Annotated in this window: 23 protein-coding genes and 1 tRNA gene; 14 read left to right on the forward strand and 10 right to left on the reverse strand. The window is 62.2% G+C overall.

Annotated features, from left to right (window positions below):
• Window positions 1-546: 546 nt before the first annotated feature.
• On the reverse strand, window positions 547-1,026 hold the full coding sequence (locus B5V03_RS10125; protein WP_129269724.1) for a response regulator: 480 nt from the start codon (window positions 1,024-1,026) through the stop codon (window positions 547-549).
• Window positions 1,027-1,461: 435 nt separating this feature from the next.
• Between B5V03_RS10125 and B5V03_RS10130 the strand changes: the two genes are divergently transcribed.
• The 4 genes from B5V03_RS10130 to B5V03_RS10145 all read left to right on the forward strand — a co-directional run bounded on the left by B5V03_RS10130 (window position 1,462) and on the right by B5V03_RS10145 (window position 3,941).
• Window positions 1,462-2,172, forward strand: a complete 711-nt coding sequence (locus B5V03_RS10130; RefSeq protein ID WP_129271166.1) for a Crp/Fnr family transcriptional regulator — start codon at window positions 1,462-1,464, stop codon at window positions 2,170-2,172.
• 189 nt (window positions 2,173-2,361) lie between these two features.
• Window positions 2,362-3,060, forward strand: coding sequence for a Crp/Fnr family transcriptional regulator (locus B5V03_RS10135; RefSeq protein WP_206736137.1), 699 nt, complete (start codon window positions 2,362-2,364; stop codon window positions 3,058-3,060).
• Window positions 3,061-3,214: 154 nt separating this feature from the next.
• Window positions 3,215-3,592, forward strand: coding sequence for an Hpt domain-containing protein (locus B5V03_RS10140; protein WP_164987919.1), 378 nt, complete (start codon window positions 3,215-3,217; stop codon window positions 3,590-3,592).
• A gap of 100 nt (window positions 3,593-3,692) precedes the next feature.
• Entirely contained in the window at window positions 3,693-3,941 is a 249-nt protein-coding gene (locus B5V03_RS10145; protein ID WP_129269730.1) for a hypothetical protein, read from the forward strand.
• A gap of 77 nt (window positions 3,942-4,018) precedes the next feature.
• On the opposite strand, the gene B5V03_RS10150 is transcribed toward B5V03_RS10145, so the two are convergent.
• A complete protein-coding gene (locus B5V03_RS10150; protein WP_129269732.1) occupies window positions 4,019-4,642 on the reverse strand; it encodes a helix-turn-helix domain-containing protein in 624 nt (207 codons plus the stop codon).
• A 341-nt stretch (window positions 4,643-4,983) separates the two neighbouring features.
• Between B5V03_RS10150 and B5V03_RS10155 the strand changes: the two genes are divergently transcribed.
• The 3 genes from B5V03_RS10155 to B5V03_RS10165 all read left to right on the forward strand — a co-directional run bounded on the left by B5V03_RS10155 (window position 4,984) and on the right by B5V03_RS10165 (window position 8,393).
• Window positions 4,984-6,147 carry a hypothetical protein gene (locus B5V03_RS10155; RefSeq protein ID WP_129269734.1) on the forward strand — a complete coding sequence of 388 codons (1,164 nt, stop codon included), beginning with the start codon at window positions 4,984-4,986 and terminating at the stop codon, window positions 6,145-6,147.
• A gap of 322 nt (window positions 6,148-6,469) precedes the next feature.
• Complete coding sequence (locus tag B5V03_RS10160) at window positions 6,470-6,895, forward strand: hypothetical protein (RefSeq protein ID WP_129269736.1); 426 nt, start codon at window positions 6,470-6,472, stop codon at window positions 6,893-6,895.
• A 283-nt stretch (window positions 6,896-7,178) separates the two neighbouring features.
• Window positions 7,179-8,393 carry an EAL domain-containing response regulator gene (locus tag B5V03_RS10165; RefSeq protein WP_129269738.1) on the forward strand — a complete coding sequence of 405 codons (1,215 nt, stop codon included), beginning with the start codon at window positions 7,179-7,181 and terminating at the stop codon, window positions 8,391-8,393.
• An 11-nt stretch (window positions 8,394-8,404) separates the two neighbouring features.
• On the opposite strand, the gene B5V03_RS10170 is transcribed toward B5V03_RS10165, so the two are convergent.
• Complete coding sequence (locus B5V03_RS10170) at window positions 8,405-9,265, reverse strand: DMT family transporter (protein WP_129269740.1); 861 nt, start codon at window positions 9,263-9,265, stop codon at window positions 8,405-8,407.
• 163 nt (window positions 9,266-9,428) lie between these two features.
• Here B5V03_RS10170 and B5V03_RS10175 point away from each other — a divergent pair, with 163 nt between their 5' ends.
• Window positions 9,429-10,799 carry a PLP-dependent aminotransferase family protein gene (locus B5V03_RS10175; protein WP_245502191.1) on the forward strand — a complete coding sequence of 457 codons (1,371 nt, stop codon included), beginning with the start codon at window positions 9,429-9,431 and terminating at the stop codon, window positions 10,797-10,799.
• Here B5V03_RS10175 and B5V03_RS10180 read toward each other — a convergent pair.
• The 3 genes from B5V03_RS10180 to B5V03_RS10190 all read right to left on the reverse strand — a co-directional run bounded on the left by B5V03_RS10180 (window position 10,796) and on the right by B5V03_RS10190 (window position 13,668).
• Window positions 10,796-11,392, reverse strand: coding sequence for a GDYXXLXY domain-containing protein (locus B5V03_RS10180; protein WP_129269744.1), 597 nt, complete (start codon window positions 11,390-11,392; stop codon window positions 10,796-10,798). The genes B5V03_RS10175 and B5V03_RS10180 overlap by 4 nt on opposite strands.
• Complete coding sequence (locus B5V03_RS10185) at window positions 11,389-12,660, reverse strand: DUF2157 domain-containing protein (RefSeq protein WP_129269746.1); 1,272 nt, start codon at window positions 12,658-12,660, stop codon at window positions 11,389-11,391. The genes B5V03_RS10180 and B5V03_RS10185 overlap by 4 nt, the downstream gene beginning before the upstream one ends.
• A gap of 69 nt (window positions 12,661-12,729) precedes the next feature.
• Window positions 12,730-13,668 (reverse strand): LysR family transcriptional regulator, encoded by a 939-nt coding sequence (locus B5V03_RS10190; RefSeq protein WP_129269748.1) that lies wholly within the window; start codon window positions 13,666-13,668, stop codon window positions 12,730-12,732.
• 137 nt (window positions 13,669-13,805) lie between these two features.
• Between B5V03_RS10190 and B5V03_RS10195 the strand changes: the two genes are divergently transcribed.
• Genes B5V03_RS10195 through B5V03_RS10220 form a run of 6 tightly spaced genes read left to right on the forward strand, consistent with a single transcriptional unit; the run spans window position 13,806 to window position 18,373 of the window.
• A complete protein-coding gene (locus tag B5V03_RS10195; protein WP_129269751.1) occupies window positions 13,806-14,822 on the forward strand; it encodes an ABC transporter substrate-binding protein in 1,017 nt (338 codons plus the stop codon).
• The gene (gene rutB / locus B5V03_RS10200; protein WP_129269753.1) at window positions 14,819-15,559 is read left to right on the forward strand and encodes a pyrimidine utilization protein B; all 741 of its coding nucleotides are present in this window, start codon (window positions 14,819-14,821) and stop codon (window positions 15,557-15,559) included. Before B5V03_RS10195 ends, rutB begins: the two co-directional genes overlap by 4 nt.
• The gene (rutC, locus tag B5V03_RS10205; RefSeq protein ID WP_129269755.1) at window positions 15,556-15,942 is read left to right on the forward strand and encodes a pyrimidine utilization protein C; all 387 of its coding nucleotides are present in this window, start codon (window positions 15,556-15,558) and stop codon (window positions 15,940-15,942) included. Before rutB ends, rutC begins: the two co-directional genes overlap by 4 nt.
• 1 nt (window position 15,943) lies before the next feature.
• Window positions 15,944-16,741, forward strand: a complete 798-nt coding sequence (locus tag B5V03_RS10210) for an ABC transporter permease (protein ID WP_129269757.1) — start codon at window positions 15,944-15,946, stop codon at window positions 16,739-16,741.
• 34 nt (window positions 16,742-16,775) lie between these two features.
• The gene (rutD, locus tag B5V03_RS10215) at window positions 16,776-17,567 is read left to right on the forward strand and encodes a pyrimidine utilization protein D (RefSeq protein WP_129269759.1); all 792 of its coding nucleotides are present in this window, start codon (window positions 16,776-16,778) and stop codon (window positions 17,565-17,567) included.
• Window positions 17,564-18,373: an ABC transporter ATP-binding protein gene (locus B5V03_RS10220; protein ID WP_129269761.1), complete on the forward strand. Its 810-nt coding sequence runs from the start codon at window positions 17,564-17,566 to the stop codon at window positions 18,371-18,373. Before rutD ends, B5V03_RS10220 begins: the two co-directional genes overlap by 4 nt.
• Window positions 18,374-18,878: 505 nt before the next feature.
• Here the strand turns inward: B5V03_RS10220 and hsdR are convergent.
• The 4 genes from hsdR to B5V03_RS10245 all read right to left on the reverse strand — a co-directional run bounded on the left by hsdR (window position 18,879) and on the right by B5V03_RS10245 (window position 24,297).
• Window positions 18,879-21,206: an EcoAI/FtnUII family type I restriction enzme subunit R gene (gene hsdR / locus B5V03_RS10225; RefSeq protein ID WP_129269763.1), complete on the reverse strand. Its 2,328-nt coding sequence runs from the start codon at window positions 21,204-21,206 to the stop codon at window positions 18,879-18,881.
• The gene (locus B5V03_RS42020; protein WP_206736138.1) at window positions 21,203-22,561 is read right to left on the reverse strand and encodes a restriction endonuclease subunit S; all 1,359 of its coding nucleotides are present in this window, start codon (window positions 22,559-22,561) and stop codon (window positions 21,203-21,205) included. The genes hsdR and B5V03_RS42020 overlap by 4 nt, the downstream gene beginning before the upstream one ends.
• Window positions 22,558-24,012 carry an N-6 DNA methylase gene (locus B5V03_RS10240; protein ID WP_129269764.1) on the reverse strand — a complete coding sequence of 485 codons (1,455 nt, stop codon included), beginning with the start codon at window positions 24,010-24,012 and terminating at the stop codon, window positions 22,558-22,560. Before B5V03_RS10240 ends, B5V03_RS42020 begins: the two co-directional genes overlap by 4 nt.
• Window positions 24,013-24,207: 195 nt before the next feature.
• Window positions 24,208-24,297, reverse strand: a tRNA-Ser gene (locus B5V03_RS10245).
• Window positions 24,298-24,386 lie beyond the last annotated feature (89 nt).

Raw genomic sequence — 24,386 nt, forward strand, 5'->3', positions numbered from 1 at the left:
CAGGCGGAAGATGTTATCCAGGATCTTGGCGTTGTTCGGCTCCTGCTCGAACTTCACCAACTGATTGTCGACGGTGTCCAGGCTCTCGCTGGTCTCCGTCAAGAACTCCCGCAACAGATCATCCATGGGGTACGCCTTACTGAGCTGAGCTTCGACGCCTGTGCCACGTCTGGCATCGGCGGAAGTCTTCGCCTTCGATCGTTAGACAACCCCTTTCACGGTCCCGTTAATTTCATCCTCCGTGCTAATACGGATATTGAAGACAAGTTTGCGGTTCGACTGCATGCGAGAGCGCTTTTCGGCAAAACCCGCGCCGGGCCGTGACCGCAACCAACGTTAGGTAAACGCGCCGATAACGGCAGGTCGATGCGGGCGAAAAAAGTCTGCCCGTGAAGGGCGATACGCGCGGCCCGCGTGAAATCGAAGCAAATCACCCGCAATCGGATCGGCTCCCGCGGCCGCAACTTCGAGCACGCCCAGAAGTCGCACGGTCCGGATTCGCGGTAAACGAACGCTTACCTCGCCGCTGCCGCGGCCGGCGCCGCGCTAACCCAGGCGCGCGGCCAGGGTCACGTCGTCGGGACGGTGCTCCGCGAGGCAATCGTTGATGGCAGCAAGAAGCGCGTGCGGCGTAAACGGCTTGCGCAGACAGCGCGCCGCACCGAGCTCCAGCGTCATCCGGAGGAAATCGGGCGCGGGCGAATTCAGATTTGCAAAAGCGTAGCCGGACATCGCGATCAGCGGAATGGCGGGCGCCCTCTCGTGGAAGATCCTGATCGATTCGAACCCGCGCATGTGCGGCATGAAGATATCGATGATCATCAGATCGAACTGCTCGTGCTCGAGAGCGCGCAGTCCTGCTTCACCTCCTCCGGCAATCGTCACTCGAAAATGGTTTCGCTGCAAATAGACCTCGATGGCCATGCACACCATCGGGTCGTCGTCGACAACGAGAATATGGTGCAGACTTTCTGTTCCCGTTTGAGTTTCCCGTTTCGGCGATTCAATAATTGAATCGTGGGGCACGCCTTTCTCCTCTGGTCTGGATCGAAGAATTGACGGTCGCGAAGGTCGGCGGGGGCGACCAGCGAGGCGGAGACGATGAACGCGAGCTCTGCGGCCATGCGGCGCCATGGTTCGGAGCGACGGCTGATCACCGTGACCACTCGTTCAGCGAACGAGGTCGTGCGACGTCCGATTGCGGCGCGGATGCAATGGTTCCGGCTCACGAGGCCCCCCTGCCACGTTTTCCCGCAAGTCTGTTGCAGGAGCGGCGCGCGGGTTCAGGAACGAATCGGCGCGCCATTCTTAATTCCGCCGTAAATGCAGCAGGCTGTCTGCCCCCCAACAGGTATATGGACGACGCCACAACCTTTAGAATATGATTATTTCGCCGTGCAACTGGATGACGAACCGCGCGCGGCGCCGATCGTCCATCGAATGCGTCGGATTGAGGTCTGCATGACCGCGAGCGGCCGCCCGCCCAACCAGTTGCTGCAAATGCTCGACGCGGCTGATCTCGATCTGCTGCGCCCTCATCTGGCGACGGTCGAAATGGTCAGGGAATCTGTCCTGGGCGAGGCGGGCGCCGCGCTGAGATATATCTACTTCCCCCACGCTGGATCCGTGTCGATCACGGTCGGCCTGGCCGAAGGACAGATAATCGAGGTGGCGATGCTGGGGCGCGATAATGTCGTCGGTGGCGGTGCCGCACTTGCCGACGGCATCGCATCGGCGGACCCTGTCGTGCTGTTCCCCGGGACTGCTTCCATGCTGGAAATAGCAGCTTTCCGCACCGTCGCGGCCGTGAGCATCCCGTTTCGCAGTTTGATGATCCGCCATGAGCAAGTTCTGCTCGCGCATGCGCAGCAATCGTTGCTCTGCAATACGCAGCACCCGGTCGAGGCACAGCTCGCGTGCTGGCTCTTGCGTGCCCGCGATCTCTCCGACAGCGAGATCCTTCCGCTGACGCAGGAGGCGCTGGCGCAGATGATGGGCGTACGGCGCAACGCCATTTCCCTCGTCGCGCATGCACTCCAGCGCGCCGGCATCATCCATTACGCCCGCGGACAGATCACAATCATCGACCTGCCCGCGCTGCAGACGACATCCTGTGATTGCTATGCGGCCGTGAAGGCCCACCACGCCGCCATACTCGGAATCCGGCAATGACACCGACGCCGATGCGATGGACTGCATGCCGCCGTGCACACAATGCGGCCTGCGACGTAGTCGCCCGGATTACAATGTACCAATTGCCAATATATCCCGACGTGAACATGATGGCACTTACTCGTGCTGGGAATGAGTTCGCTCGCCGCGACCGACCGGCGCAGGAGACGGGAGGCAACTTTGGAAACGATGGTGCGTCCATCCAACGGTTTCCTGTCCGCGCTGTCGGCGGACGATTATGAATTGATCCGCCCATATCTGCGCACGATCGACCTGCCACACGAGGCCCTGCTGGTCGAAACCGGCGAGACGCTCAAGCGCGCCTATTTTCCGCACCGCGGCGTCATCTCGCTGGTGGTGAAGCTCGCCAAGGGCGAGCATGTGCAGGTCGCCATGATCGGCCGCGACAGCCTGCTCGGAACGCTCTCGACCATGGGCGATGCCTGCGCGTTGAACACGGCGATCGTGCTGGTTCCCGGCGTCGCCTCCGTGATGGATCTCGACCGGCTGCGCGGCGCGGCTGACCAGAGCAGCACCCTGCGGACGCTGCTCACGCGCCACGGGCTCGCGGTCTATGCGCAAGTTCAGCAGACCGCGGGCTGCAACGCCGCTCACCCGGTGGAGTCGCGGCTGTCACGCTGCTTGCTGCACACCCATGACCTGTCCGGCGACTTCCGGCTGCTGCTGACCCAGGAGGCGATGGCGCAGATGATTGGCGCGCGGCGCAACAGCGTGTCGCTGGTCGCCAACACCTTGCAGCAGGCCAATTTCATCCACTATAGCCGCGGACACATCCAGATCCTGAACCTGGACGGCCTGCGCCAAACGGCGTGCGAGTGCTACGCCACCGTGAAGGCCCAGTACGACCGGCTGCTCGGTCCGCGCTGACCGGCGCGGCCGCGTGGTAAACCTGCGGCTAACGCCGGCCTGCAAACACGGATCGTCCTGCTACCGGAACTGAAATCTCGATGCCGTAGACACGGAGGTGCCGCGCGCCGGACAGGCCGCGCGACAGAGAACCGTGACCAGGACAGGCAGACCCATGTTTGAAGTGACCGTCGCGCCGGCGCAGAAGGCGCTGGATGCCGAACCCGCGCGCGAGCCGGGCGCCTATGCGGCGCTCGTGCGCGAGATCGGTGAAGACGGCGCCGGCGAGGTGCGCGCCGTGTTCTGGAGCGAAACCTGCGGGCGGCTGCAACTGTTCCGCACGCTTTCGCTAGCGCAGCACAACGCCAGGATCGCGCGCGAAGCGCATTCGCTGAAGAGCGCAGCCGCAACGTTCGGCTATGTCAGGCTCGCGGCGCTGGCGCTGCAACTGGAGAAGTCCGCGGAGACACTCGGCGAGGCCAAATTCCACCATCTCCTGGACTTGATGGATGCCGCCTACGATGCCGCGCGCGCGCAGGAGCCGCTGGCCTAACGGGGCGTGCGTGCAAAACCCGCCGTACTTCTACGGTTGGCGATTTTCACAGATGGCTAATCATGGCAGGCGATAGTCGCCGGAAACCAGGAGGGTTTCCATGTTCACCTACGAGACTGCGGACCAGAAGGAAGTCCGTCGCTTCCGCATCGCTCAGTTCAACGGCCGCATGGCGACGGTGACGTCTGGCGAGGCGAAGGTGACTGGCTTCGTGCGCTCGGTGCTGGAGCAGGAATCGAGCACGCCCCCGCGCTGGACCATCACGATCATCCCGAACACGCCGAAGGAAGAGATCACGCCGCTGCGGCCCACATCGCGCGCGCGTCCTTTCGCCGAAGACTATCTCTGAGCGCGATCGGGTCCCCGAACCTTTCTGCATCAAGCCTTTCTCGGGCTTGATCACGCCGCCAGCGGCGCACAAGAACCTCAGTCGATCGAATGCAGCAACGCCGCGCGGACCAGGTCCGCGGTGTTGCGGGCACCGAGCTTGCGCATCGCCTCGGCGCGATGGCTCTCGAACGTGCGCGGGCTGATCTGCATGCGAAGCGCGCCCTGCTTGTTCGAATAACCCTCGCTGATCAGCCGCAGCACCTCGCGCTCGCGCTTGGTCAGCCGCTTCTGGCCCGACAGGCCCAGCAGTTCGGCGCTTGGCACGCGTTGCGGCTGCTGCGCGCGAGCAGCCTTCGATTCCGCGTCCTCGGTCACCGACGAGACCGGCAAGCCACCCTTGTGAGGACCGGCAAGCTGCTTGACCAGCCCGCAAACGCGCTCGGTCTGCGTCAGCGCATTTTCGACGACCCGCTGCAAATAGACCCGATCGCTGGAAACCGGCGCGAGCTGATCGCTGTGGTGCTTGATTTCGCCCATGTAGAGCAGGAGCGCAGTCAGAGGGCCGTTGAGCTCGCGGGCGATGGCGGCGGCCATTTCGTCGGCCGCCTTGGCGCGGGCGGCATTCAGGCGGACGAAATCGAGCTCTTCAGCTGGAGCGGTGCTGTTTTCGTACCATTCCGACGGCCGCGAATCGATGGCCGTATCATTCTGTGACCCCATGTGACCTGTTTAGCGGAACCGGGGCCGATCTGTAGTTAACTTTTTGCTCCGTAAGACTACGGTGATTTTGGCGATTTTGCGCTAAAACACCGGCGTCGGCACAATTTATGCTTGAGTGATATCGCCCCCAACCACGCTGAGGTTGATAAACCTGCTCAGATGATGGGCAGGCGGACAAAATCGTCCTTAACAGCTGCATCCGCGCCGATATCCGCATCTCCCGATTTTTACGGATAAATTAACGGCAACTTGCTTCTCTATGTCACACTTGAGAGCGCGCAAATGCCTCCCCGCGCCGGGCTGATAGTCTACGCGGGAAACGCTGCGGAAGATTGCGTGCCATGAACGAAATCGACCAGCTATCGGAGTTCTTGCAAAAGCTGACGCCGCTGTCGCGGAGCTGTCTGCTCAGCGAGCTTGAGCGGCTCGAGCTCTGCGGCATCGACATGCCGGGCTCGGCTGGCGTTCAGGCCAAGCTGCGCGCCGAGTTTCGCAAGGACGGATCGACCCACGCACGCGCCACCAATCCCTCACGCTACTTCTTTGCCCCGCTTGAGCTGCTGCTGATCGACGGTGCGCCCGAGCACGCCAATATGGGGCGGATTTCGCGCAACACGCTGACCCCGATCTGGGAGTGGATCTGCCGCGACCTGCTTCCGACCATGGCGCGCGACTACATCAAGGCGATCAATGACCAGGTCACCGCCAACAATCCCAAGGAAGTGCTGAAGATCGCGTCGACGTTCCAGACCAAGGTCGTCAAGGTGCTCGAGAATACGCTGGCTTCGGCCGAGAGCGCTGAGTTCGCCCGCGGCAAGCTCGCGCAGTACACCGCTTCGCGCACCGCCTTCGACGATGTGAGAAAGATGCAGCACGTGCTGCGCGCCGGTGACGCGCTGCCGAAGTTCAACGCAAAACTGCCTGAGAAGATCGCGAAATTCGACGACGGCCAGGTTGCCCAGATCACCGCTCAGCTCGACGCCTTCAAGAAATCCCATCCCTATGCGCTGCCCTTCGCGCTGGCGCTGGTGGCGCGGCGCATGAAGACGTCCTGGCAATTGGTGCGCCTCGCCACCAAGCCTGCCGCCAGCAAGAGCGCAGCCGACATCGCCGCCACACCCTATGCCTGCGTCGTTCCCATGGTGCTCGACCGGCTCGACGACAAGCGGCTGGCGTTACGGATCGCACTTCGGCACAACCGAGTGCTGGTCGCCCGCGACCTGCTCGCCGAGATCTACGACACCGAATATGCGCTCAAGGTGCGCATCGACGGGATCGAGAGTTGCGAATGGGGCGTCCGGCTGCAGCAATTGATGGACGCGATCGGCGCGCTGGTGTCCGCCGAGGTCAGCCGTTTCCCCTCCAATGTCGGACACATCCTCGGCTCGCGCCGGCTGCGCAGCCACGACACGCTGGGCGGTAAGCTCTCCTACCTGGCCTGGAAGGGACGCGACGTTGTGCAGGATGGCGCGGCGGCGTTTCGCAAATTGATCGGGGCGACCTGATCTGGCGCTAGCGCGGCAGGCACAGGAAGCGATCCATAAACCGCCCTGACAGCACCAATCTGAACCACCAAGTCATCATTCGCCGCATCGACATAGCTGTAATCCTAAACAGCCCACCACCGGCTATCCGGACCCATAGCGCAGGCGCAGCAATACGCATGTGATGTGCTTCACACTCGCGCTGTTGGGCCGGCGCGCATTGTCGCAGAACCGTCACGAGCGAAGGCGAAACATGCGCGCATCGCGCGAAAATGAGCTCGTCGGCGATGCGCCCCTCCCTTAGTCTCCGATCCATCGCATGAGCATTGGGAAGGAATCCGCGATGAGATCGAACCGAAGGACATGGACGGTGGCAGCCTTGCTGGCGGGCGCGCTGGCACTCACATCGACGACAATGGCACAGACCTCGCCGCCGCAAGGCAATGCGGCGCCGACCGCCGACAATGCAGTCCTGCTCACCGTGTTCTTCAAACACGACCAGTCCCGTCCGCTGAACGAGCTGAATGCGCAGCTCGACAAGCAGGGCTACTACAAATCCTTCCCGCCGCCCGGAATCGAGGTCGTGAGCTGGTACGTGATGATGGGCATCGGCCAAGTGATCACGCTGCGCCTGCCGGCCTCGCGCTTACGCGAAGTCAATCGCATCGTCGAGGACACCGCGTGGGGTCCCTATCGCACCGAGTTCTATCCGACTTACGATTACAAGGCGGTCGGCATGGCTCAACACGACAAGGCCACGAGCAATTGAGGCGTCCGTTATTCAATTGGGCGAAGCGCGCGCGGCTTCGTCCAATTACGGGGCACTGTGTCTGCATACCGTCGCACTACACGTCGCGAAATCTCCGGTGATTGCCGCCCTCGGGCGCGCGACGCGCGCGCAGATGTAAAAACTTCTGCAACGAGATCAGGACAATTTTAGACATGATGCGGGCTTTAACGTTACCCAGATAATTCAACAATCGACTGAAGCCCTCCATATTTGAAACTGCTCACGTCGCTAACACACCGACACGGAACGGGAGTGGCTTGCGATGAACGATGAAATTGTTGAACTCGCCGAACGAAGGCCAAAGACCTTCGGACGGCGAAAGGTGACGCCGCGCGCCTGCGTGGCCGACGGCAAACGCCACTTGCGTGCCTTCATGAGCGAGGTGCTGGAGGATCTCGGCTTCGTCACCAGCGAGTGCGGCAGCGCCGACGAGCTGCAAGCGACGCTGGCCAATGAGCTGCCGGATCTGATCCTGCTCGGCATCGCCGCCGATGGCATCGAGCCGGGGAAATTTTTGGAGATCCTGGTGCGCGAGGCCTTCGAGGGCAAGGTCCTGGCCGTCGGCGCCCGCGAGTCGATCATCGTCAAGGCGGTGCAGCAGGTCGGCGAGGAATATGGCCTTGCGATGCTGCCGCCGCTGACCACGCCTTTCGCCGCGGAGACGCTGCGCGAGCGCGTCGCCATGTTGTTGCCGGAGGAGCCGGCGCCGAGCCCGGCCGTGCATGTCGGCGAGGCCCTGCACGCCGGCTGGCTCGAGCTGTGGTACCAGCCCAAGATCGACGCACGCACGCTGGTCCGCAGCGGTGCCGAAGCCTTGGTGCGGATGCGGCATCCGACCTGGGGCGTGGTGCCGCCGGCTTATTTCATTCCCGAGGCGCACGATCCGCACTTCCGAGACCTCTCGGAATTCGTGATCGAGCGGGCCCTGCGGGACTGGCATTACCTCTTGGAGCGGCAGAGCCAGGTCGATCTCTCGATCAATTTGCCGGCGTCGTATCTGAAGGAGCCGCAAGCCGTACACGATCTCTGCCGCCACATGCCGACGCATCCGGCCTTCGGTGGACTGACGATCGAGATCGCCAGCGAGGAGGCGATCCGCGACCTCGAATTCCTCACCGAGATCGCGCGCGAAATGCGCCTGCACAATATCGGCCTGTCGATCGACAATCTCGGCGCCAACTGGCCGGAGCTGATGGACCTGGCCAGGATTCCCTTCATCAACCTGAAGGCTGACCGCCACTTCGTCACCGGCAGCGGCAGTGACCGCCTCAAGCGCACGGTGTGCCGCCACATCGTCGAGCTCGCGCAGGGCTACGGCGTCCGCACGGTGGCCGAAGGCGTCGAGAGCCGCGCCGACCTCGTCGCCGCGAACGAACTCGGCTTCGACCTCGTGCAGGGTTTTCTGTTCGGCAAGCCGATGCCGCTGAAGAAATTTGCGCGGAGCGCGCTGACGCGAACGGTGATGGACCCGGCCTGAGGCGCACCGCCTCAGGCAAACCGCCGCGCGAAGAAGACACAGAGGACGACCAGCGCGGTCGCGGCGATCATGCTCCAGGCCACCGGCTCGTGCAGCAGGAAGCCTGCGAGCGCGAGGCCGAAGAATGGCTGGAGCTGTTGCAACTGACCGACGCGGGCGATGCCGCCGACCGCGAGGCCGCGATACCAGAAGATGAAGCCGACGAACATGCTGAAGATCGAGACATAAGCGAGCCCGATCCAGGCGGGCACGCTGACGCCGCTCCAGGTCGAAGGCCATGTCCAGATCGCGACCGGCACCATCAGCGGGAGCGCCAGCAGCAGCGCCCAGGAGATCACCTGCCAGCCGCCGAGACGGCGCGACAGCGCAGCGCCCTCGGCATAGCCGAGCCCGCACAGTACGACCGCGGCGACCATCAGCAGATCGCCGGTGATCGATGCCGAGCCGTCGTTGGAGAGGGCAAAGCCTACGACCGTTGCGCTGCCGAGGATCGCGAACAGCCAGAACAGCGGCTGCGGCCGTTCGCCGCCACGCAGCACCGCGAAGATCGCCGTCGACAATGGCAGCAGGCCGATGAAGACGATCGAATGCGCGGAGGTGACGTGCTGGAGCGCGAGCGCTGTCAGCAAGGGGAAGCCGACCACGACACCGATGGAGACGATGGCGAGCGAGAGGAGATCCCTTCGTTCGGGGCGCGCCTGACGAAGCAAGCCGAGCACGGCCACACCGATCAACGCCGCGATGACGGCGCGCGCGGACGTCAGGAACAGCGCGGAGAAACCGCCGACGGCCACGCGCGTCGCCGGCAACGAGCCGCTGAAGATGATGACGCCGAGAAGCCCGTTGCCCCAGCCGCTGCCCGGAGATTGCATTTCCGCCTTACCTTCTTTCGACGCTGATCTTCGGCCTTCTGCGGTGGCGGGACCAGTGACAATCCAGTACAATCTGGCAGATCTGTATGGGTATGGAAGGTGATACACATTGGACATCGAACCGCAATCGAAGGGACGTGGCGGAACGCGAACGATCGATGTGATGAGCGCGATCCGCGCCAAGGTCGCGGGCCGTGCGCTCGGTGCCGGCGATCGCCTGCCATCGATCCGCAGCCTTGCCACGACGATGGGCGTTTCGCCCTCGACCGTGGTCGAAGCCTATGATCGCCTCGCCGCCGAAGGCCTGATCCGCGCGCGCCGCGGCTCGGGCTTCTATGTCTCACCGACCGTCACGCCACCGCTGGCGTTGACCGAAGTCGAACCGCGCCGCGACCGCGAGGTCGATCCGTTCTGGGTCTCCAGACAATCTCTCGACACGGACGATGCCGTGCCAAAACCCGGCTGCGGCTGGCTGCCGCCGGAGTGGATGCCGGAAGCGGCCTTGCGCCGCGCAACCCGCGGACTTGCTCGCACTGATGCGAGCGTATTGACCAATTACGGCTCGACATCCGGCTCTCCCGCGCTGCGCCGGCTGCTGCTGACGCGCCTCGCCGAAGACGAGATCGAAGCCTCGGTCGACCGGCTGATGCTGACGGGCTCGGGCACGCAGGCAACCGACCTGATCTGCCGCTTCTTGCTTCGTCCCGGCGACACCGTGCTGGTCGATGATCCCTGCTACTTCAATTTTCGCGCGTTGCTGCGGGCGCATCAGGCCAGGATCGTCAGCCTGCCCTATACGCCGTCGGGCCCTGACATCACCCGCTTCGAAGAGATTCTCGCGGCCGAGCGACCGCGGCTCTACATCACCAATTCAGCGCTGCACAATCCGACCGGTGCGACGATCTCGCTTCAGACCGCGCACCGGCTTCTGACGGCGGCTGCAACGCATGACCTCACCATCATCGAGGACGACATCTTTGGCGACTTCGAACCGGAACGCTCGCCGCGCCTGACCGCGCTCGACGGCTTGAACCGCGTGATCCGCATCGGCAGCTTCTCCAAGACGCTGTCGGCCTCGGTGCGCTGCGGTTACATCGCGGGTCGCGCCGACTGGATCGACCATCTCGTCGACCTCCAGGTCGCAACCAGTTTTGGCGGCCCGAGCCCGGTCGCGACCGAGATCGTCGCCAAAGTTTTGGCCGGCGGCAGCTATCGCAAGCACATGGACGAACTCCGGCAGAAGCTCACGCGCACACGCCGCGACGTCGCGCGAAAACTTCAGGCGCTCGGCATCGAGCCCTGGCTGATGCCACGCGGCGGCTTCTTCCTCTGGTGCCGCCTCGCCGACGGGCAGGATGCCACGGCGGTCGCACGCGCAGCGCTCGAAGAGGATGTCGTGCTGGCGCCGGGCAACGTGTTCAGCGTGTCGCAGACGGCATCGAGCTTCATGCGGTTCAACGTTGCGCATATGAGCGATCCGCGGATGTGGGATGTCTTGCGGCGAGCGTTGAAGGCGAAACCGCCCGGCCGCTAATACAACGGCTCCTCATACACCGGTTCGCCGTCGAGCAGCAGACGCTTGATGGCGGCGCGGCCGGAGGGGAGCACGGCGGCGACGACGCGCAGCTTCTGCTGGTTGCGGGCTTGCTCGAGCTTCTTGCCCTCGCCTTCGGGCACGAAATAGCTTTCGAGACCGTATTTGATCGTCAGCTTGTCGCAGAAGGTGCGAACGCTCGAGCCGCAGGAATAGCTGACGCGGCCGCGGATCAGGATTTCGGGAGCCGTGACGGTGACGGGCTCGGCCGACACCGAGACCGCCTCGTAAAGGCCGTTGGCATTGGGCGCCAGCTTGACGAACACGACGGGATTGCGCGTCTCGGCCGTCTTGCCGGCGAGTGCGCCGGCCGGCAGCTGCGAGATGTCATAGCGGAGCACGACGTAATCGCCGCGCAGGAGATCGCGGGGATCGACCGGCTGCGTCTGCAAGGTGACCACACGGCCTTCGCGCAGGATCTGCATGCGATCGGCGACCATCAGAACCAGCAGCACGCATTGAAGCAGGACCGCGACGCCGAACAGCACGGCTTTCGGGATGCGTTGCCAGAATTTTGTGATGGACTCGATCATCGCGGAGCCCTCGGCAGCATGCGATTGAGCGCGGTTGCAAAGGCGACGGCGATGATGCCGGCCGCCGCAAGGAAGGCCGAACGGCGCAGCAGCGAGCCTTTCACCGCCCAGGTGATCCCTGCGATGACGCCGGCGATCCCGAGCCAGCCGGCGACGATGCGCGGACGCACGTCGTCGAGCATGCCGGAGACGACGAGACAGAGCATGGCGCAGAGCAGCGCGGCATAGGCGAACCAGGGCTCTCCGGCCGCGGATGCCGGCCAGATCGGCGCCGCGAGCAGCACGAGCCCGATCGCACATGCTGCAAGGATTTCACCCGTGCGTTTGGTAATTCCGGCGGACGCGAGTGCAAGGATCACACCGGCAGCTCCGCACAGGATCGCCCACAGCGGCTGGGCTGGACCAGTGCTGGTCCGGAAGCGAATGAGGTCGTCAACCGTCGTCACCTCCAGGAAGGCAACGACGGCCAGCGCAAACGCGCCGTAGATCGACAGAACGCTCCCGAGACGGAGCGCTCTCGGTGATGGCGCAGCGGCAACCGCGAGTCCGGCGCCGAACAGCAGGGCCGCACCGTTTGCGAGCACGAATGACGGCTGAAGGCCGTCGAAGTCGAAGCGAAGCGACGTCGCAATCCACCACGGCAGCACCGCGATCGCGACGAGGTGGGCAGCCACGCGGGAATTCCATGCAAAGGCGAGAGCGGCGGCGATCAGCCACACCGCCACGAACGGAAGATGCAGGACATCGGGCGCATCATAGCTGCGCATACAGGTCCAGACGCAGGCGGCGACGAGGCCAACCGCGAGCGCGCCGCGCGAGCCGGTCAGCAGCGCCGCCGCGAACGCGCCGATCGACCACAGCAGCATGCCGCCGGCGAAGTCGTCGCCGAGATGATACATCTGGCCGACCAGCGCGATGCCCGCGCCGAAGATGATGGCGCCGATGCTCGCACAGAGATCGGCGAGGACAGCGCGGCCAGACGCAGCGAACCACGCACCGAGGCCGGCGGCGACGATCATGCCGGCGAGCAGGATTGCGAACCGCAGCAGCCGCGCGATCTCGGTCCAGTGCGCCGCGACGAAGGCGAGGAAGGCAGCCGCGATCAACAGGCCGCCGACGATGCCGACGACCACCGCGATGTTGATGCCGGGCGACAACGGCGGCAGCGCACTGCGGATGGAGAGGGCCGCGGCCGGCGCGATCACGCCATCGGCCTCCCATTGTGCAAGGTCAGCTTCGAGGCGCTGCCGGTAGGCTTTGTCGAACATTGTCTTGAACTACCTGATTCCGTGCCCGCCGGCGGGCTGTTGCTAGGTCGGCGCCCGCCGCTAACAGGTTCAACCTAACACCGACCGTGGGCCGACCAAACTTCGTTCACGGATCGCCTGCGCGCCTGCCAAAATGCCGCGCTGAAGCGCGCGTGCGGCCGGGGAGAGATCGCGGCCGATGCGCCAGAGCAGATAGAGCTCGCGCTCGATCACGGGCTCGACCAGCTTGCGCCAGGTGAGCACGGGATGATCAGGCTCCGGCCAGGCAAGGCTCGGCAGCGGTGCAACGCCGACGCCGGCCTCGACCAGCGCCAGCAAGGTCGCTGGATGCTCGGCCTCGTGGATCGGCGTGCCCTGATTGAGGTCAGCGACACCGCGCTCGATCTCAAGCCGGATGCCGGTGCCCGATGCCATCACAACGAGGCCAGCCTTGGATGCCTCCGCCCAGCTCACCGCGTCGCGCGCGCTGAGCGGATGATCGCGGCGCATCACCAGGGCAAAATTGTCGACCAGCAGGCGCGAGGCATCGAGCTCGGGATCATCGCCGGGCACATTGGCGATGCCGAGATCGACATCGCCGCCGCGCAGCGCCGCAAAAATCTGATGGCGGGAAATTTCCTTCAGCGTGACCGCGACCATCGGATGCTCGCGCTGAAACGCCGCGAGCACGCGCGGCATCAGCCGCAGCGCCACCGACGGCACGCAGGCCACCGTGACATGACCGCGACGATGTTCGCGCAGATCGCGCAGATCCTGCAGCTGGCGATCGAGATCGGCGAGCAGGCGCTGGATGCCCGGCATGAAATCCGCGCCGACCTTGCTGAGCTGGAGCTTCCGCGTGGTGCGGTCGAGCAGCCGTACGCGCAAGCCATCCTCGAGCTGCCGCACCGCCTGGCTGACGGCGGATTGCGACATCCCGAGCGCGCGCGCCGCAGCGCTGAAGCTGCCGGTCTCGACGACACGGACGAAGGCGCGGAGCTGTTTCAGGTCGATCTGATCTATCAGCATTGCTTATAAATATATCTCTCTGTTCCGGATTGTTAATGAAAATCTTCAATGCAAGGATTTTGGGCGAGGACCGGGAATGACCACCAATTAGGCAGACGACGAGCTAACTCATTGTTCTCTAAGCAAAGGACTGGGACGTGATCAACAGACGCGACCTCATGAAATATTCGCTGCTCGGTGCGGCGACCGCACCGCTGGCCGGCCTCAGCACCCCGGGCTTCGCCGCCGGCACCAAGCTGGCGATCGCCGAGGCGCTGCGGCTCGGCATGTACAACTCGCTCTATGTCGCCGCGGACAAGGGGCTGTTCGCCAAGCACGGCCTGGATGCCGACCTCTCCACCGCCGGCGGCATCGCGCTGCCAGTCCCGATCCTGCTCTCCGGCCGCGGCCAGATCGGAGTGACCAGCCCGGGCATGTCGGTCAACGCGGTCCGCGAGGGCGGCAAGATCAAGAACCTCGCAAAGATCGTCGGCGGCGTGTCGATGTGGGGCATCGCCAAGCCCGACAGCAAGATCAGGACGATCGAGGATCTCCGCGGCAAGACCATTGCCACGTTGAAGTTCCCGTCCTCGACCATTCAAGTGCCGACCTACGCGATCAAGACCATCGGCAAGTTCGATCCGAAGGAGGCCGGCGTCACCTTCCTCGAATTGCCGCCGGGCGCGCAGGCCGCCGCAGTGAAGGATGGCCGCGCCGATATCGCCACCGCCTTCGAATGGGACGTCAGCATCGCCGCCGAGCAGTTCGGCCTCGTTCCCGTGCTGTCCTTTGCGGACGCGCTGGGGTCGCTCTGCTTCACCACGGCGATGGCGACGGAAGAGACCATCTCGAGCAACCCGGCCGCGGTGCAGGGTTTTTGTAACGCCATCGCGGAAGCGCAGAAGCTGATGCACGAGAACAATTCCGTCTTCACCGAAGTCGCCGAAAAGTATTTCCCGAAGGTCACGCCGTCGGTCGTCGCCAGCGCGACCAAGAACTTCTTCGGGTCCAGGACCGCGATCCCGCGCAACCCCACCATCTCGGCCGACGAATGGGACCGCGCGATGCAGCTCGAACAGGGCGGCGGCGCAGTGCAATCCGCCCTCCCCTATGCGCAGATGGTCGACAATCGCTTTGCCGAGCAGGCCACCAAGCAGTTTGGTCTCGCGTCATGACAGTGAATACCTCTCCCGCGCGCGAGCCGCGTTACGTCACGCTGCCGGCGCGGCCTGAGCCGCTCCGTCTCGCCGTCGACGAGACCGCTGTGGTCGTCGTCGACATGCAGAACGCCTACGCCTCGCCGAGCGGCTATCTCGATCTCGCCGGCTTCGACATCTCCGGCGCCAAGGCCGCGATCACGGCGATTCAGGACGTGCTGAGCGTTGCGCGCGGCGCCGGCGTTCCCGTGATTTTCTTCCAGAACGGCTGGGACGCTGACTATGTCGAGGCCGGCGGGCCAGGCTCGCCGAACTGGCACAAGTCGAACGCGCTGAAGACGATGCGCAAGCGGCCCGAGCTGCAAGGCAAGCTGCTCGCCAAGGGCGGCTGGGACTATGCGCTGGTCGACGATCTCCAGCCGAAGCCCGGTGACATCGTGGTGCCGAAGACGCGCTACAGCGGTTTCTTCAACAGCCAGTTCGACAGCATCTTGCGCGCCCGCGGCATCCGCAACCTCGTGTTCTGCGGCATCGCCACCAATGTCTGCGTGGAGTCGACGCTGCGCGACGGCTTTCACCTCGAATATTTCGGCGTGATGCTGGAGGACGCGACGCATCAGGCCGGCCCCGACTACATCCAGAAGGCCTCGGTCTTCAACATCGAGACATTCTTCGGCTGGGTCTCCAGTGCGAGCGACTTCCGCCGCGCCTTTGCCCAGACCGAAGCCGTTCTAGCAAAAGAGGACACGCCATGACCGACCGCGCCGTCATTCCGCCGGGCACCCACGCCCCCATCGCCCCGTTCTCGCCGGGCATGATGGCCGACAACGTGATTTACGTGTCGGGCACGCTGGCCTTCGATGCCAACAACGACGTCGTCCATGAGGGCGACGCGGCCGGTCAGACTCGCCACATCCTCGAGACCATCAAGCGCGTGCTGGAGACGGCAGGCTCGAGCCTTGCCGACGTCACCTTCAACTCGATCTTCATCACCGACTGGGCCAACTACGCCGCGGTCAACAAGGTCTATGCCGAGTATTTTCCGGGCGAGAAGCCGGCGCGCTACTGCATCCAGTGCGGCCTGGTGAAGCCGGCCTGCCTCGTCGAGATCGCCTCGATCGCGCACAAGAGGCCGTGAAATGGCCGTGCTCGACGCTGGCCAGGCCGCAGTGACGGGCGCGCGATTCAGGCTGCCGTCCGCGTTGCGCATCGCGCTGCTCCAGATCGCGTTGCTGGTGGCGCTGCTCGCCGCGTGGGAGCTCGCGATCCGGTTCGGCCTGATCGCGATCTATCTCTATGGCCAGCCGAGCGGCATCATCGCCAAGGGAGCCAAGCTGATCGGCAGCGGCGAACTGTTGCGCGACGCAGCGCTGACGGCGTGGGAAGCGATCGCCGGCTTCCTGATCGGAACGGTGCTCGGCAGCGCGGCCGGATTGTCGCTGTGGCTGGTCCCGACCGGCGCCGCCGTGCTGCGGCCTTATCTGATTGCGCTCAACGGCCTGCCAAAAATCGCGCTGGCGCCGCTGATCATCGTCTGGTTCGGCATCGGCCTGTCTTCGAAGATCGCGATCGCCGCGATCATCACCTTCATCGTCGCTGTCATCACCGCGCTGCAAGGCGCGAAGGAGGTCGACGCCGATCTCGTCAAGCTGCTGCGCTCGCTCGGCGCCTCCCGCATAAAAACCTGGCGCACAGTGATCGTGCCCGGCGCGATGCCGTGGATCGTCGCGGCCTTCCGCCTCAATGTCGGCTTCGCCCTGATCGGCGCCGTCGTCGGCGAGTACATCGCCTCCAAGGAGGGCCTCGGCTACATGATCTACTACGCCGGCGTGCTCTACGACCTCAACGCGGTCTGGGTGGGTATTGCGACGCTGATGGTGGTGGCGCTGCTGATGTATGGCGCGATCGATCTGATCGAGCGGCGCCTGCTCTCCTGATCCGAAACCACATCACTCCAATCGCTGGGACGTCATGGCTTTTGCACGCGGCAAGGATGCCGAGATCTATTACGAAGTTCACGGGCACGGCACGCCGGTTCTGCTCTCGGCCGGCATGGGCGGCAGCGGTTCGTTCTGGGCGCTGCAGCTCGAGGCGCTTGCCGCGCGCCACCAGGTCATTCTCTACGACCACGTCGGCACGGGCCGCAGCGCCGCCGGCAGCCGCAGCATCGCCGGCATGGCCGACGACATCACGAGCGTGCTCGACCATGCGAACGTCGATGCCGCCCATGTGGTCGGCCACGCCATCGGCGGCATCGTCGGCATCGAGCTCGCGCTGCGTCATCCCAGGCGTCTGCGCAGCCTCACGGTGGTCAACGGCTGGGGCCGCGCCGATCCGTTCCTGCGGCGCTGCTTCGAGATCCGCAAGGCGCTGCTCAACCAGTCCGGTCCGCAGGCCTATGTGCGGGCGCAGCCGCTGTTCCTCTATCCACCGCAATGGATTTCGGAGAACATCGCGCATCTCGACGCCGAGGAAGAGAAGATCCTGAAGTACTTCCCTTCGGTCGCGACGATGAACCAGCGGATCGACATGTTCCTGGCGTTCGAGGGCGGCCGGCGCCTCCGCGAGATCAACGTACCGACGCTGCTGTCCTCGGCAAAGGACGACGCGCTGGTGCCGGCCTATCTCAGCCGCGAGCTCGCTAGCGTCATTCCCGGCGCCCGCGTGCACGAGGTCGACTGGGGCGCGCACGCCTTCAGCGTGGTCACGCCAAAAATCTTCAACGACACGCTGCTCGACTTTTGCAAGGCGGTGGACCGATGAACGCGCTCGCGCATAACATCACCGATGCCGCGCCGATCGTGCTGCGTGCGGAAAATGTCGGCGTCACCTTCGATGGCGCAGGCCACCCGGTCGAGGCGATCCGCAAGGTGGATTTCGAGCTACGCCGCGGCGAGACGCTGGCGATCGTCGGCCCCTCCGGCTGCGGCAAGTCCACGCTGTTCAACGCCATTGCCGGCCTGCCGCGGCCGACCCGCGGCCATGTCGAGGTGGCGGGGCGCCGCGTCGACGATGCCGCCGGCCATGTCGGCTACATGCTGCAAAAGGATCTGCTGCTGCCGTGGCGCAGCGTGCTCGACAACGTCATGCTCGGGCTGGAGATCCGGAAAGTACCGAAGCCGCGTGCCCGCGAGATCGCGCTGGAGCTGGTCCGGACTTACGGCCTCGCCGGCTTCGAGCACGCCAAACCCGCGGCGCTCTCCGGCGGCATGCGCCAGCGCGTCGCCATCATGCGCACGCTCGCCTTCGACCCCGAGGTGATCCTGCTCGACGAGCCGTTCTCTGCGCTCGACTTCCAGACCCGCCTCTTGATGCAGGCCGACGTCTCCCGCATCATCGCCGAACGCGGCAAGAGCGCCATCCTCGTCACCCACGACATCGGCGAAGCCATCGCCATGGCCGACCGCGTGCTGGTGCTGAGCGCGAGGCCTGCGGCGGTGCGGGCGTGGCATGTGATCGAGCTGCCGCGGGCGGGGCGCGACCCGGCGGGCTTGCGGACGGATGCGGCGTTCCAGGATTATTTTGCGAGGATATGGACGGATTTGGAGAAGCCGGTGGGGGTGGTGTGACGAGTGGGCGGGGCCTCGACAACGCAAAATTCGAAAACAACCCCATGCACAGTAGACGGCGACTACAAAATCAATGACTTACGTGGGGCAATACGCACGGAGTGATCGTTGGGCCGCATCGGTGCTGGAGCGCGCGTTTGCCGACGCTGCTGCCCGGCTTCCAGACGCCCTTTGGCGGTCGGCAGCGATAAGCGGCGATCGCAGTCGCGGTGAATTTCGGACGATGTCGCTCGTCGTTTGACACGTCGGGCAAAACAGTGGCATTATGCCAGAATTCCGAAATGCGTTAATTCCCGCCTGATCGGGCCGTCCGCGCGCCGGGGCACGCTTCCAGCTGGTGTATGACACGCTACCTAGTTCAGGCGCGCTTATGGTCTGTCGGGCGTGCAGCACAATTTTGTGCGCTGTCACCGACCTTCAAAGCCGGTGCAGGGCGGGCTGCACATCGGCCGCTGGTGCGGCCGAAACCTGCCGCTAAACCCGGCTGGGCTGAATGATCGAGAAGTTACTTTCGATCAGTGTAAAGGTATTGCTGAAATCCCACGAAGGCATCGCGTATCGCGGCAGCGCTACCCAATTGCGCGAGCGCATCGTCTACGGTGTGATACTTCAACTGGAGCAACGACGCGAGTTTTTCCTGATCGAGTTCATCTACACCCTGTTTTACGTACTGTCCGAGGACGAAATCGAGAAACGCCTGGAGCTTACTTTCATAGTGAGAGAAAATTTCGCCGCGCCTCGCTTCAACTCTCTCGGAACGCGCAATCGGAGCAAGTGAAAATGCGATATAGGCCAGCACGTCGTATACGTCGCTGTTCTCCGCGTTGATGAGGCGGCTAATTTCAGCTAGCTGTGCGCGGCCAAAGCCCTTCTCGGTCATCCCATCAAGTAAAGCCTTGCGCGTATCCGGCTTGCTCCAAATTTGCCGCAGTTCGTCTTCATCCTTGAAGAAGCGTGGAATTTCTCCAAACAGCCTTTCCACCATTTGGGCACCCGAGATCGGTTTGCCGTCGGGGCTCCAATAGCTGGTTGCTATCATGTTTTGGATAGTGCGCTCTTTGCCGTCCGCCAGCTTTATTTTGATCTTCTTTGGTCGTTCTGTTGGATCATCCTCTCCCTCGCCTTTCGGTTCGGGATCGGCATCGTCCCCTGCGGGCTTCTTTGGCTTGGGTTCGACTGGATCAAGCGGTTCGCCATCCCATTCGGGATCGCTGAAATGCTCGTACGCTTTCACAAAATCATAGATTGTGAAGTAATCCTTGCCATCAAATAGCCGCGTGCCGCGCCCGATGATCTGCTTGAACTCGATCATGGTGCCTATCGGACGCATCAGAACGATGTTGCGCACGTTGCGGGCATCGACCCCAGTCGAGAGCTTTTGCGAACTCGTCAGGATGGTCGGGATCGTCTTGTCGTTGTCCTGAAACGTGCGCAGCCATTGCTCGCCACGTTCACCATCGTCGGCCGCGACCCGCACGCAGTAATTCGGATCAGTGTTTGTCTTCAACTGGTTGATGATGTCGCGCACCATCAGGGCGTGGGCCTGAGTTGCGCAGAACACCAACGTCTTCTCGCGTTGGTCGATCTGGTCCATGAACAGCTTGATGCGGTAGCGCTCACGCTCTTCAATCTCGATGGTGCGGTTGAACTCCGGCTCCCGGTATCGTCTCCCTTCTTCGGCCAACCCTTCGATGATCTTGTCGTCCGGCACATAGATGTATTCGTCGAGCGTGGTGGCGATCTGCTTCACTTTGAACGGAGTGAGGAACCCGTCGTTGATACCCTCCTTGAGCGAATACACGTAAACCGGTTCGCCGAAATAGGCGTAAGTGTCTACGTTGTCGCGCCGTTTCGGTGTTGCGGTGAGGCCAAGTTGAACCGCCGGTTCAAAATAGTCGAGAATGTCGCGCCAGTTACTTTCGTCGTTTGCGCCGCCGCGATGGCATTCGTCGATGATAACTAAATCGAAAAAGTCCTTGGGATACGCACCAAAATACGGAGCAGGCTGCCCGTCAACGCCGGTGCCGCTCATGAAGGTCTGGAAAATCGTGAAAAAGATGCTGGCGTTCTTGGGTACACTACCTTTCTTCGCAATCTCGTCCGGTTTAATCCGGAGCATCGCCTTTTCCTCGAACGCTGCGAACGAGGTAAAATCGTTATAGGCCTGATTGGCCAGATTGTTGCGGTCGGCCAGAAACAGTATGCGCGGTCGCCGCGTGGGTTCGCCACCGAGGTTCCAACGCGTTTGAAACAGTAGCCAAGAAATTTGAAAAGCTATCGACGTCTTGCCGGTGCCGGTGGCGAGGGTCAGAAGAATGCGCTTGCGACCTGCCGCAACCGCCTCAAGGGCATTTTCTACCGCGTTCTGCTGATAATAACGGATCGACCAGCTACCGCTCTTGTCGGGAAATGGAACGGAAGAAAAGCGGTCGCGCCATTCGTTTGGTGCGGCAAAGGTCTTCGCCCACAGTTCGTCCGGCGTCGGATATGTATCAACATATCCCTCCGCACCAGTCTGCATGTCGATCTGGTAGATGCGCCGTCCATTTGTCGAATAGGCGAAGCGTGCCTGCAGCTTCTTGGCATACGCCTTGGCTTGCGCCACACCTTCGGTGTCGGGCTTGTCGCGCGCCTTGGCCTCAATCACTGCCAGTTTGTGATTGCGGAAGGTGAGCACGTAGTCGGCAACGTCACTCTTGCCCCGATACCCGGCGCCTTCGATGCGGCCCGGGCAGATCACTTCCAGACGCATTCGACTATCGGCGACGACGCCCCATCCCACCGACCGCAGCGCTGGGTCGATCAGTTCAGCGCGGGTTTCTGCCTCGTTCACTCGGCGGCCTCTTTGGCCGCGTGAGACGGCGACGAGGTCAGTGCACCGGAGAAGGCATTCTGCAGGATGGATTTCTTGAGGTCTTTAACAGCCTCAAGCCTCTTGTAGTAGATCGCTTCAAGAGACTTTCGCCTCTCAACCAACGCATCGAGCGCTTGAACTATAGCCTTCTGAATCTCCAATGGAGGTAATGGAGTCACGTACTTTGCGACGCTTGCGCCAGCCAAGTTTGGTTGGGCCGCTCCATTGTCAAAACGCTTTATCAATTGACGGCCCAGTCGACTGACCAAAAAATAGTATGCATATCTACGGTCAATCGCAGGGCCCGGCCTGACTATCATCAACGAAGAGGCTACGGCACCTTCGGAATAGGGCTCAACGAATGCCGTTTTGCCGATGGTCGCGCCCCTTAAACAATAGACGAGGTCGCCTAGCTGAATCTTTCCTCCGTTTAGGGAGTCAAACTTCTTTCTCGTGATGAAATTCATCGACTGAGTATCAAGGTTCCCGTCTTCCTCGATGTGTCCAGTATTTATCCACGGCATCCCAACCGGAACGTACTCATGTTTATTTGGATAGTTCTTTCCCCGATCACCATTCAGGAATTTAACAACAGAACCGAAACGACACCATCGCCAGTTGGCCGGAATCGCGAAAGGGATTTCCATACGTTTGATCGCACATCGCTCCTCCGTTGGGTTCCCTGAGGGCTCAGGCTGCACGCTGTCATCAGAGGCGACTTCACCCTTCAATGCAGCGTAAAGAACCACTTCGAATAACTCGCGTGCATTCTTGAGATTTTTCTCGGCGTTGGCGGCCGCCGTCGCCAGCCCCGCAAGCGCCTCGTCTAGAATGGCGACGATGCGTTGTTGCTCAGCGAGCGGAGGAAGCGGGACGGCAATCTCCTTGTATGCGTCCGCATTCAGGTTCCTGATTCCGGTCGAATGGCTTTGCATCGACTCCGTGACGCCAGATGCGTACTTCCAAAAGAGAAATTTATGCAGAAATCGAAAATCCAGTTCCTGCGGGTCGTCCACCCGAATCGCAGAAGTAAAATTGCTGAACGAGTAATCACCCTCTTCTTTCTCAAAGAGGGCAACCCTTCCTACCGGTTGCTTGGGGCCGCCGCCGGACTTCTCTAAGATGATGTCGCCAAATTTAAGTTTGCGCTTTTCGAATTTCTTCGCCTCAACATCTAGCCAAGCGATGTCCGAATCGTCGATTGAGCCGTCCTTGGCAAAATTCGTATTTCGAATGACACCTACGGTGACAAACGGAGGCTTTTCACCTTTCCACAAGCCATTCAGGAAGCTCGTCACATCTCCGAGAGGTTTCGATTTCCATTCGTATCTCAAAGCATCCTCCCGATGCTCGCGAGGATTTCCGCACTTTCCGCATCCAGCGCCACCATCTCTGCGATGATGTCCTTCGGATCGCGCAACTCGTCTTCGTCAGCCTTGTTGGGATTTTTCACCGAGAGGTCAAAGGTCGTCGTGTCGATGCTCTTCGCATCGACCGTCCACGAATTCTCGCTGTCCTTGAACTTCGCCTGCAACGCGACGAATTCCTTCAGGTCCTCGTCGTTGAGTGGATTGGTCTTACCAAGGTTGCGGCCGGGATCGAGCTTGTAAAACCAGACCTTGCGAGTGGGCGCACCTTTTTCAAAGAACAGCACAACGGTCTTCACGCCTGCGCCCTGAAACGTGCCGCCCGGCATATCGAGTATGGTGTGCAGATTGCAGCCTTCCAGCAGCTCCTTGCGAAGAGCAACCGAGGCGTTGTCGCTATTCGACAGGAAAGTGTTCTTGATGACGATGGCGGCGCGACCGCCGGCCTTTAGCGACTTGATGAAATGCTGAAGGAACAGGAACGCTGTTTCGCCGGTCTTGATCGGGAAATTTTGTTGGACCTCCGGGCGCTCTTTGCCTCCGAAGGGCGGATTGGCCAGCACGATATCGAAGCGGTCCTTTTCCTGGATGTCGTTGATATTCTCGGCGAGGGTGTTGGTGTGGAGAACATTCGGCGCCTCGATACCGTGCAGGATCATGTTCATGATCGCGATGACGTAGGCGAGGCTCTTCTTCTCTTTGCCGAAGAATGTTTTCTCCTGAAGCGTTTTCAAGTCCTTGGTCGACAGGTCGGGCTTGGCACGCAGGTAGTCATAGGCCTCGCACAGGAAGCCCGCGGAACCGCACGCGCCGTCATAGATACGCTGGCCGATTTCCGGTCGCGCCACCTTTATCATTGCGCGGATGAGCGGGCGCGGCGTGTAATATTCGCCGCCGTTCCTGCCCGCATTGCCCATATTCTTGAGCTTGGCTTCATAGATATGCGACAGCTCGTGCTTCTGGTCTTGGGAGCGGAAGCTCAGACCATCCATCAGTTCGAGCGCATCACGCAGCGAGTAGCCGCTTTGAAAGCGGTTCTTTATCTCGCCAAAAATTTCGCCAACTTTGTATTCGACGGTGTTGGAACCTTCGGCACGGGTCCTGAAGTTCTGCAGGTACGGAAACAGATCGCGATTGACGAAGTCGATGAGGTCATCGCCGGTCAGCGCCTTGTCGTGATCGAAAGTCCCGTCGCGCTTCTTTGGTGCGGCCCACGCCGACCAGCGGTACTTCTTGTCAATGATGTACGTGTATTTCTTGCTCTGAAGCTCGGCCTTTTGCTCATTCGCCCGCTCGAGATCATCCAGGTACTTGAGAAACAAAATCCACGACGTTTGCTCTGTATAGTCGAGTTCGGTGGCGCAGCCGGCCTCCTTCCACAAGACGTCGTCAATGTTCTTAAAGGTCTGTTCAAACACGCTTCCTGCCCCCGGTTGGTGGACCACCATAAAAGATGAGCCGCTCTGGCGCCATGTCCATACACAGGTGGATTAGGGCACGGTGGCGCTCCTTCGCTCGCCGTCCTGCCACTGTCCACGGCCTTGCAGGCATGGGGGTCTAACCGGGGGTCGACCCGCTATCAGGCATTTAAAACACTGATCTGAAATGCGATATGGCGGAGAGGGAGGGATTCGAACCCCCGATAGGCTTGCACCTATGCCGCATTTCGAGTGCGGTGCATTCAACCACTCTGCCACCTCTCCTGAAGGCGCCATATGTAGGAGCAGGGCCCCTGTGGTTGGGGGCGTTAATAGGCGAGGATGGCGGGCCAGACAAGGCGCGAAAGGGGAAA

The organism is Bradyrhizobium betae, assembly GCF_004123905.1.
GTDB lineage: Bacteria > Pseudomonadota > Alphaproteobacteria > Rhizobiales > Xanthobacteraceae > Bradyrhizobium > Bradyrhizobium betae_A.

Bases quoted from the DNA above. Each gene is read 5' to 3' on its own strand.
- B5V03_RS10140 (WP_164987919.1), top strand. From the start codon at position 3,215: ATGTTTGAAGTGACCGTCGCGCCGGCGCAGAAGGCGCTGGATGCCGAA.
- rutD (WP_129269759.1), top strand. From the start codon at position 16,776: ATGGCTTTTGCACGCGGCAAGGATGCCGAGATCTATTACGAAGTTCAC.
- B5V03_RS10150 (WP_129269732.1), bottom strand. From the start codon at position 4,642: ATGGGGTCACAGAATGATACGGCCATCGATTCGCGGCCGTCGGAATGG.
- B5V03_RS10155 (WP_129269734.1), top strand. From the start codon at position 4,984: ATGAACGAAATCGACCAGCTATCGGAGTTCTTGCAAAAGCTGACGCCG.
- B5V03_RS10165 (WP_129269738.1), top strand. From the start codon at position 7,179: ATGAACGATGAAATTGTTGAACTCGCCGAACGAAGGCCAAAGACCTTC.
- B5V03_RS10180 (WP_129269744.1), bottom strand. From the start codon at position 11,392: ATGATCGAGTCCATCACAAAATTCTGGCAACGCATCCCGAAAGCCGTG.
- B5V03_RS10185 (WP_129269746.1), bottom strand. From the start codon at position 12,660: ATGTTCGACAAAGCCTACCGGCAGCGCCTCGAAGCTGACCTTGCACAA.
- B5V03_RS10190 (WP_129269748.1), bottom strand. From the start codon at position 13,668: ATGCTGATAGATCAGATCGACCTGAAACAGCTCCGCGCCTTCGTCCGT.
- B5V03_RS10160 (WP_129269736.1), top strand. From the start codon at position 6,470: ATGAGATCGAACCGAAGGACATGGACGGTGGCAGCCTTGCTGGCGGGC.
- rutC (WP_129269755.1), top strand. From the start codon at position 15,556: ATGACCGACCGCGCCGTCATTCCGCCGGGCACCCACGCCCCCATCGCC.
- B5V03_RS10145 (WP_129269730.1), top strand. From the start codon at position 3,693: ATGTTCACCTACGAGACTGCGGACCAGAAGGAAGTCCGTCGCTTCCGC.
- rutB (WP_129269753.1), top strand. From the start codon at position 14,819: ATGACAGTGAATACCTCTCCCGCGCGCGAGCCGCGTTACGTCACGCTG.
- B5V03_RS10210 (WP_129269757.1), top strand. From the start codon at position 15,944: ATGGCCGTGCTCGACGCTGGCCAGGCCGCAGTGACGGGCGCGCGATTC.
- B5V03_RS10175 (WP_245502191.1), top strand. From the start codon at position 9,429: ATGAGCGCGATCCGCGCCAAGGTCGCGGGCCGTGCGCTCGGTGCCGGC.
- B5V03_RS10170 (WP_129269740.1), bottom strand. From the start codon at position 9,265: ATGCAATCTCCGGGCAGCGGCTGGGGCAACGGGCTTCTCGGCGTCATC.
- B5V03_RS10220 (WP_129269761.1), top strand. From the start codon at position 17,564: ATGAACGCGCTCGCGCATAACATCACCGATGCCGCGCCGATCGTGCTG.
- B5V03_RS10135 (WP_206736137.1), top strand. From the start codon at position 2,362: ATGGTGCGTCCATCCAACGGTTTCCTGTCCGCGCTGTCGGCGGACGAT.
- B5V03_RS10130 (WP_129271166.1), top strand. From the start codon at position 1,462: ATGACCGCGAGCGGCCGCCCGCCCAACCAGTTGCTGCAAATGCTCGAC.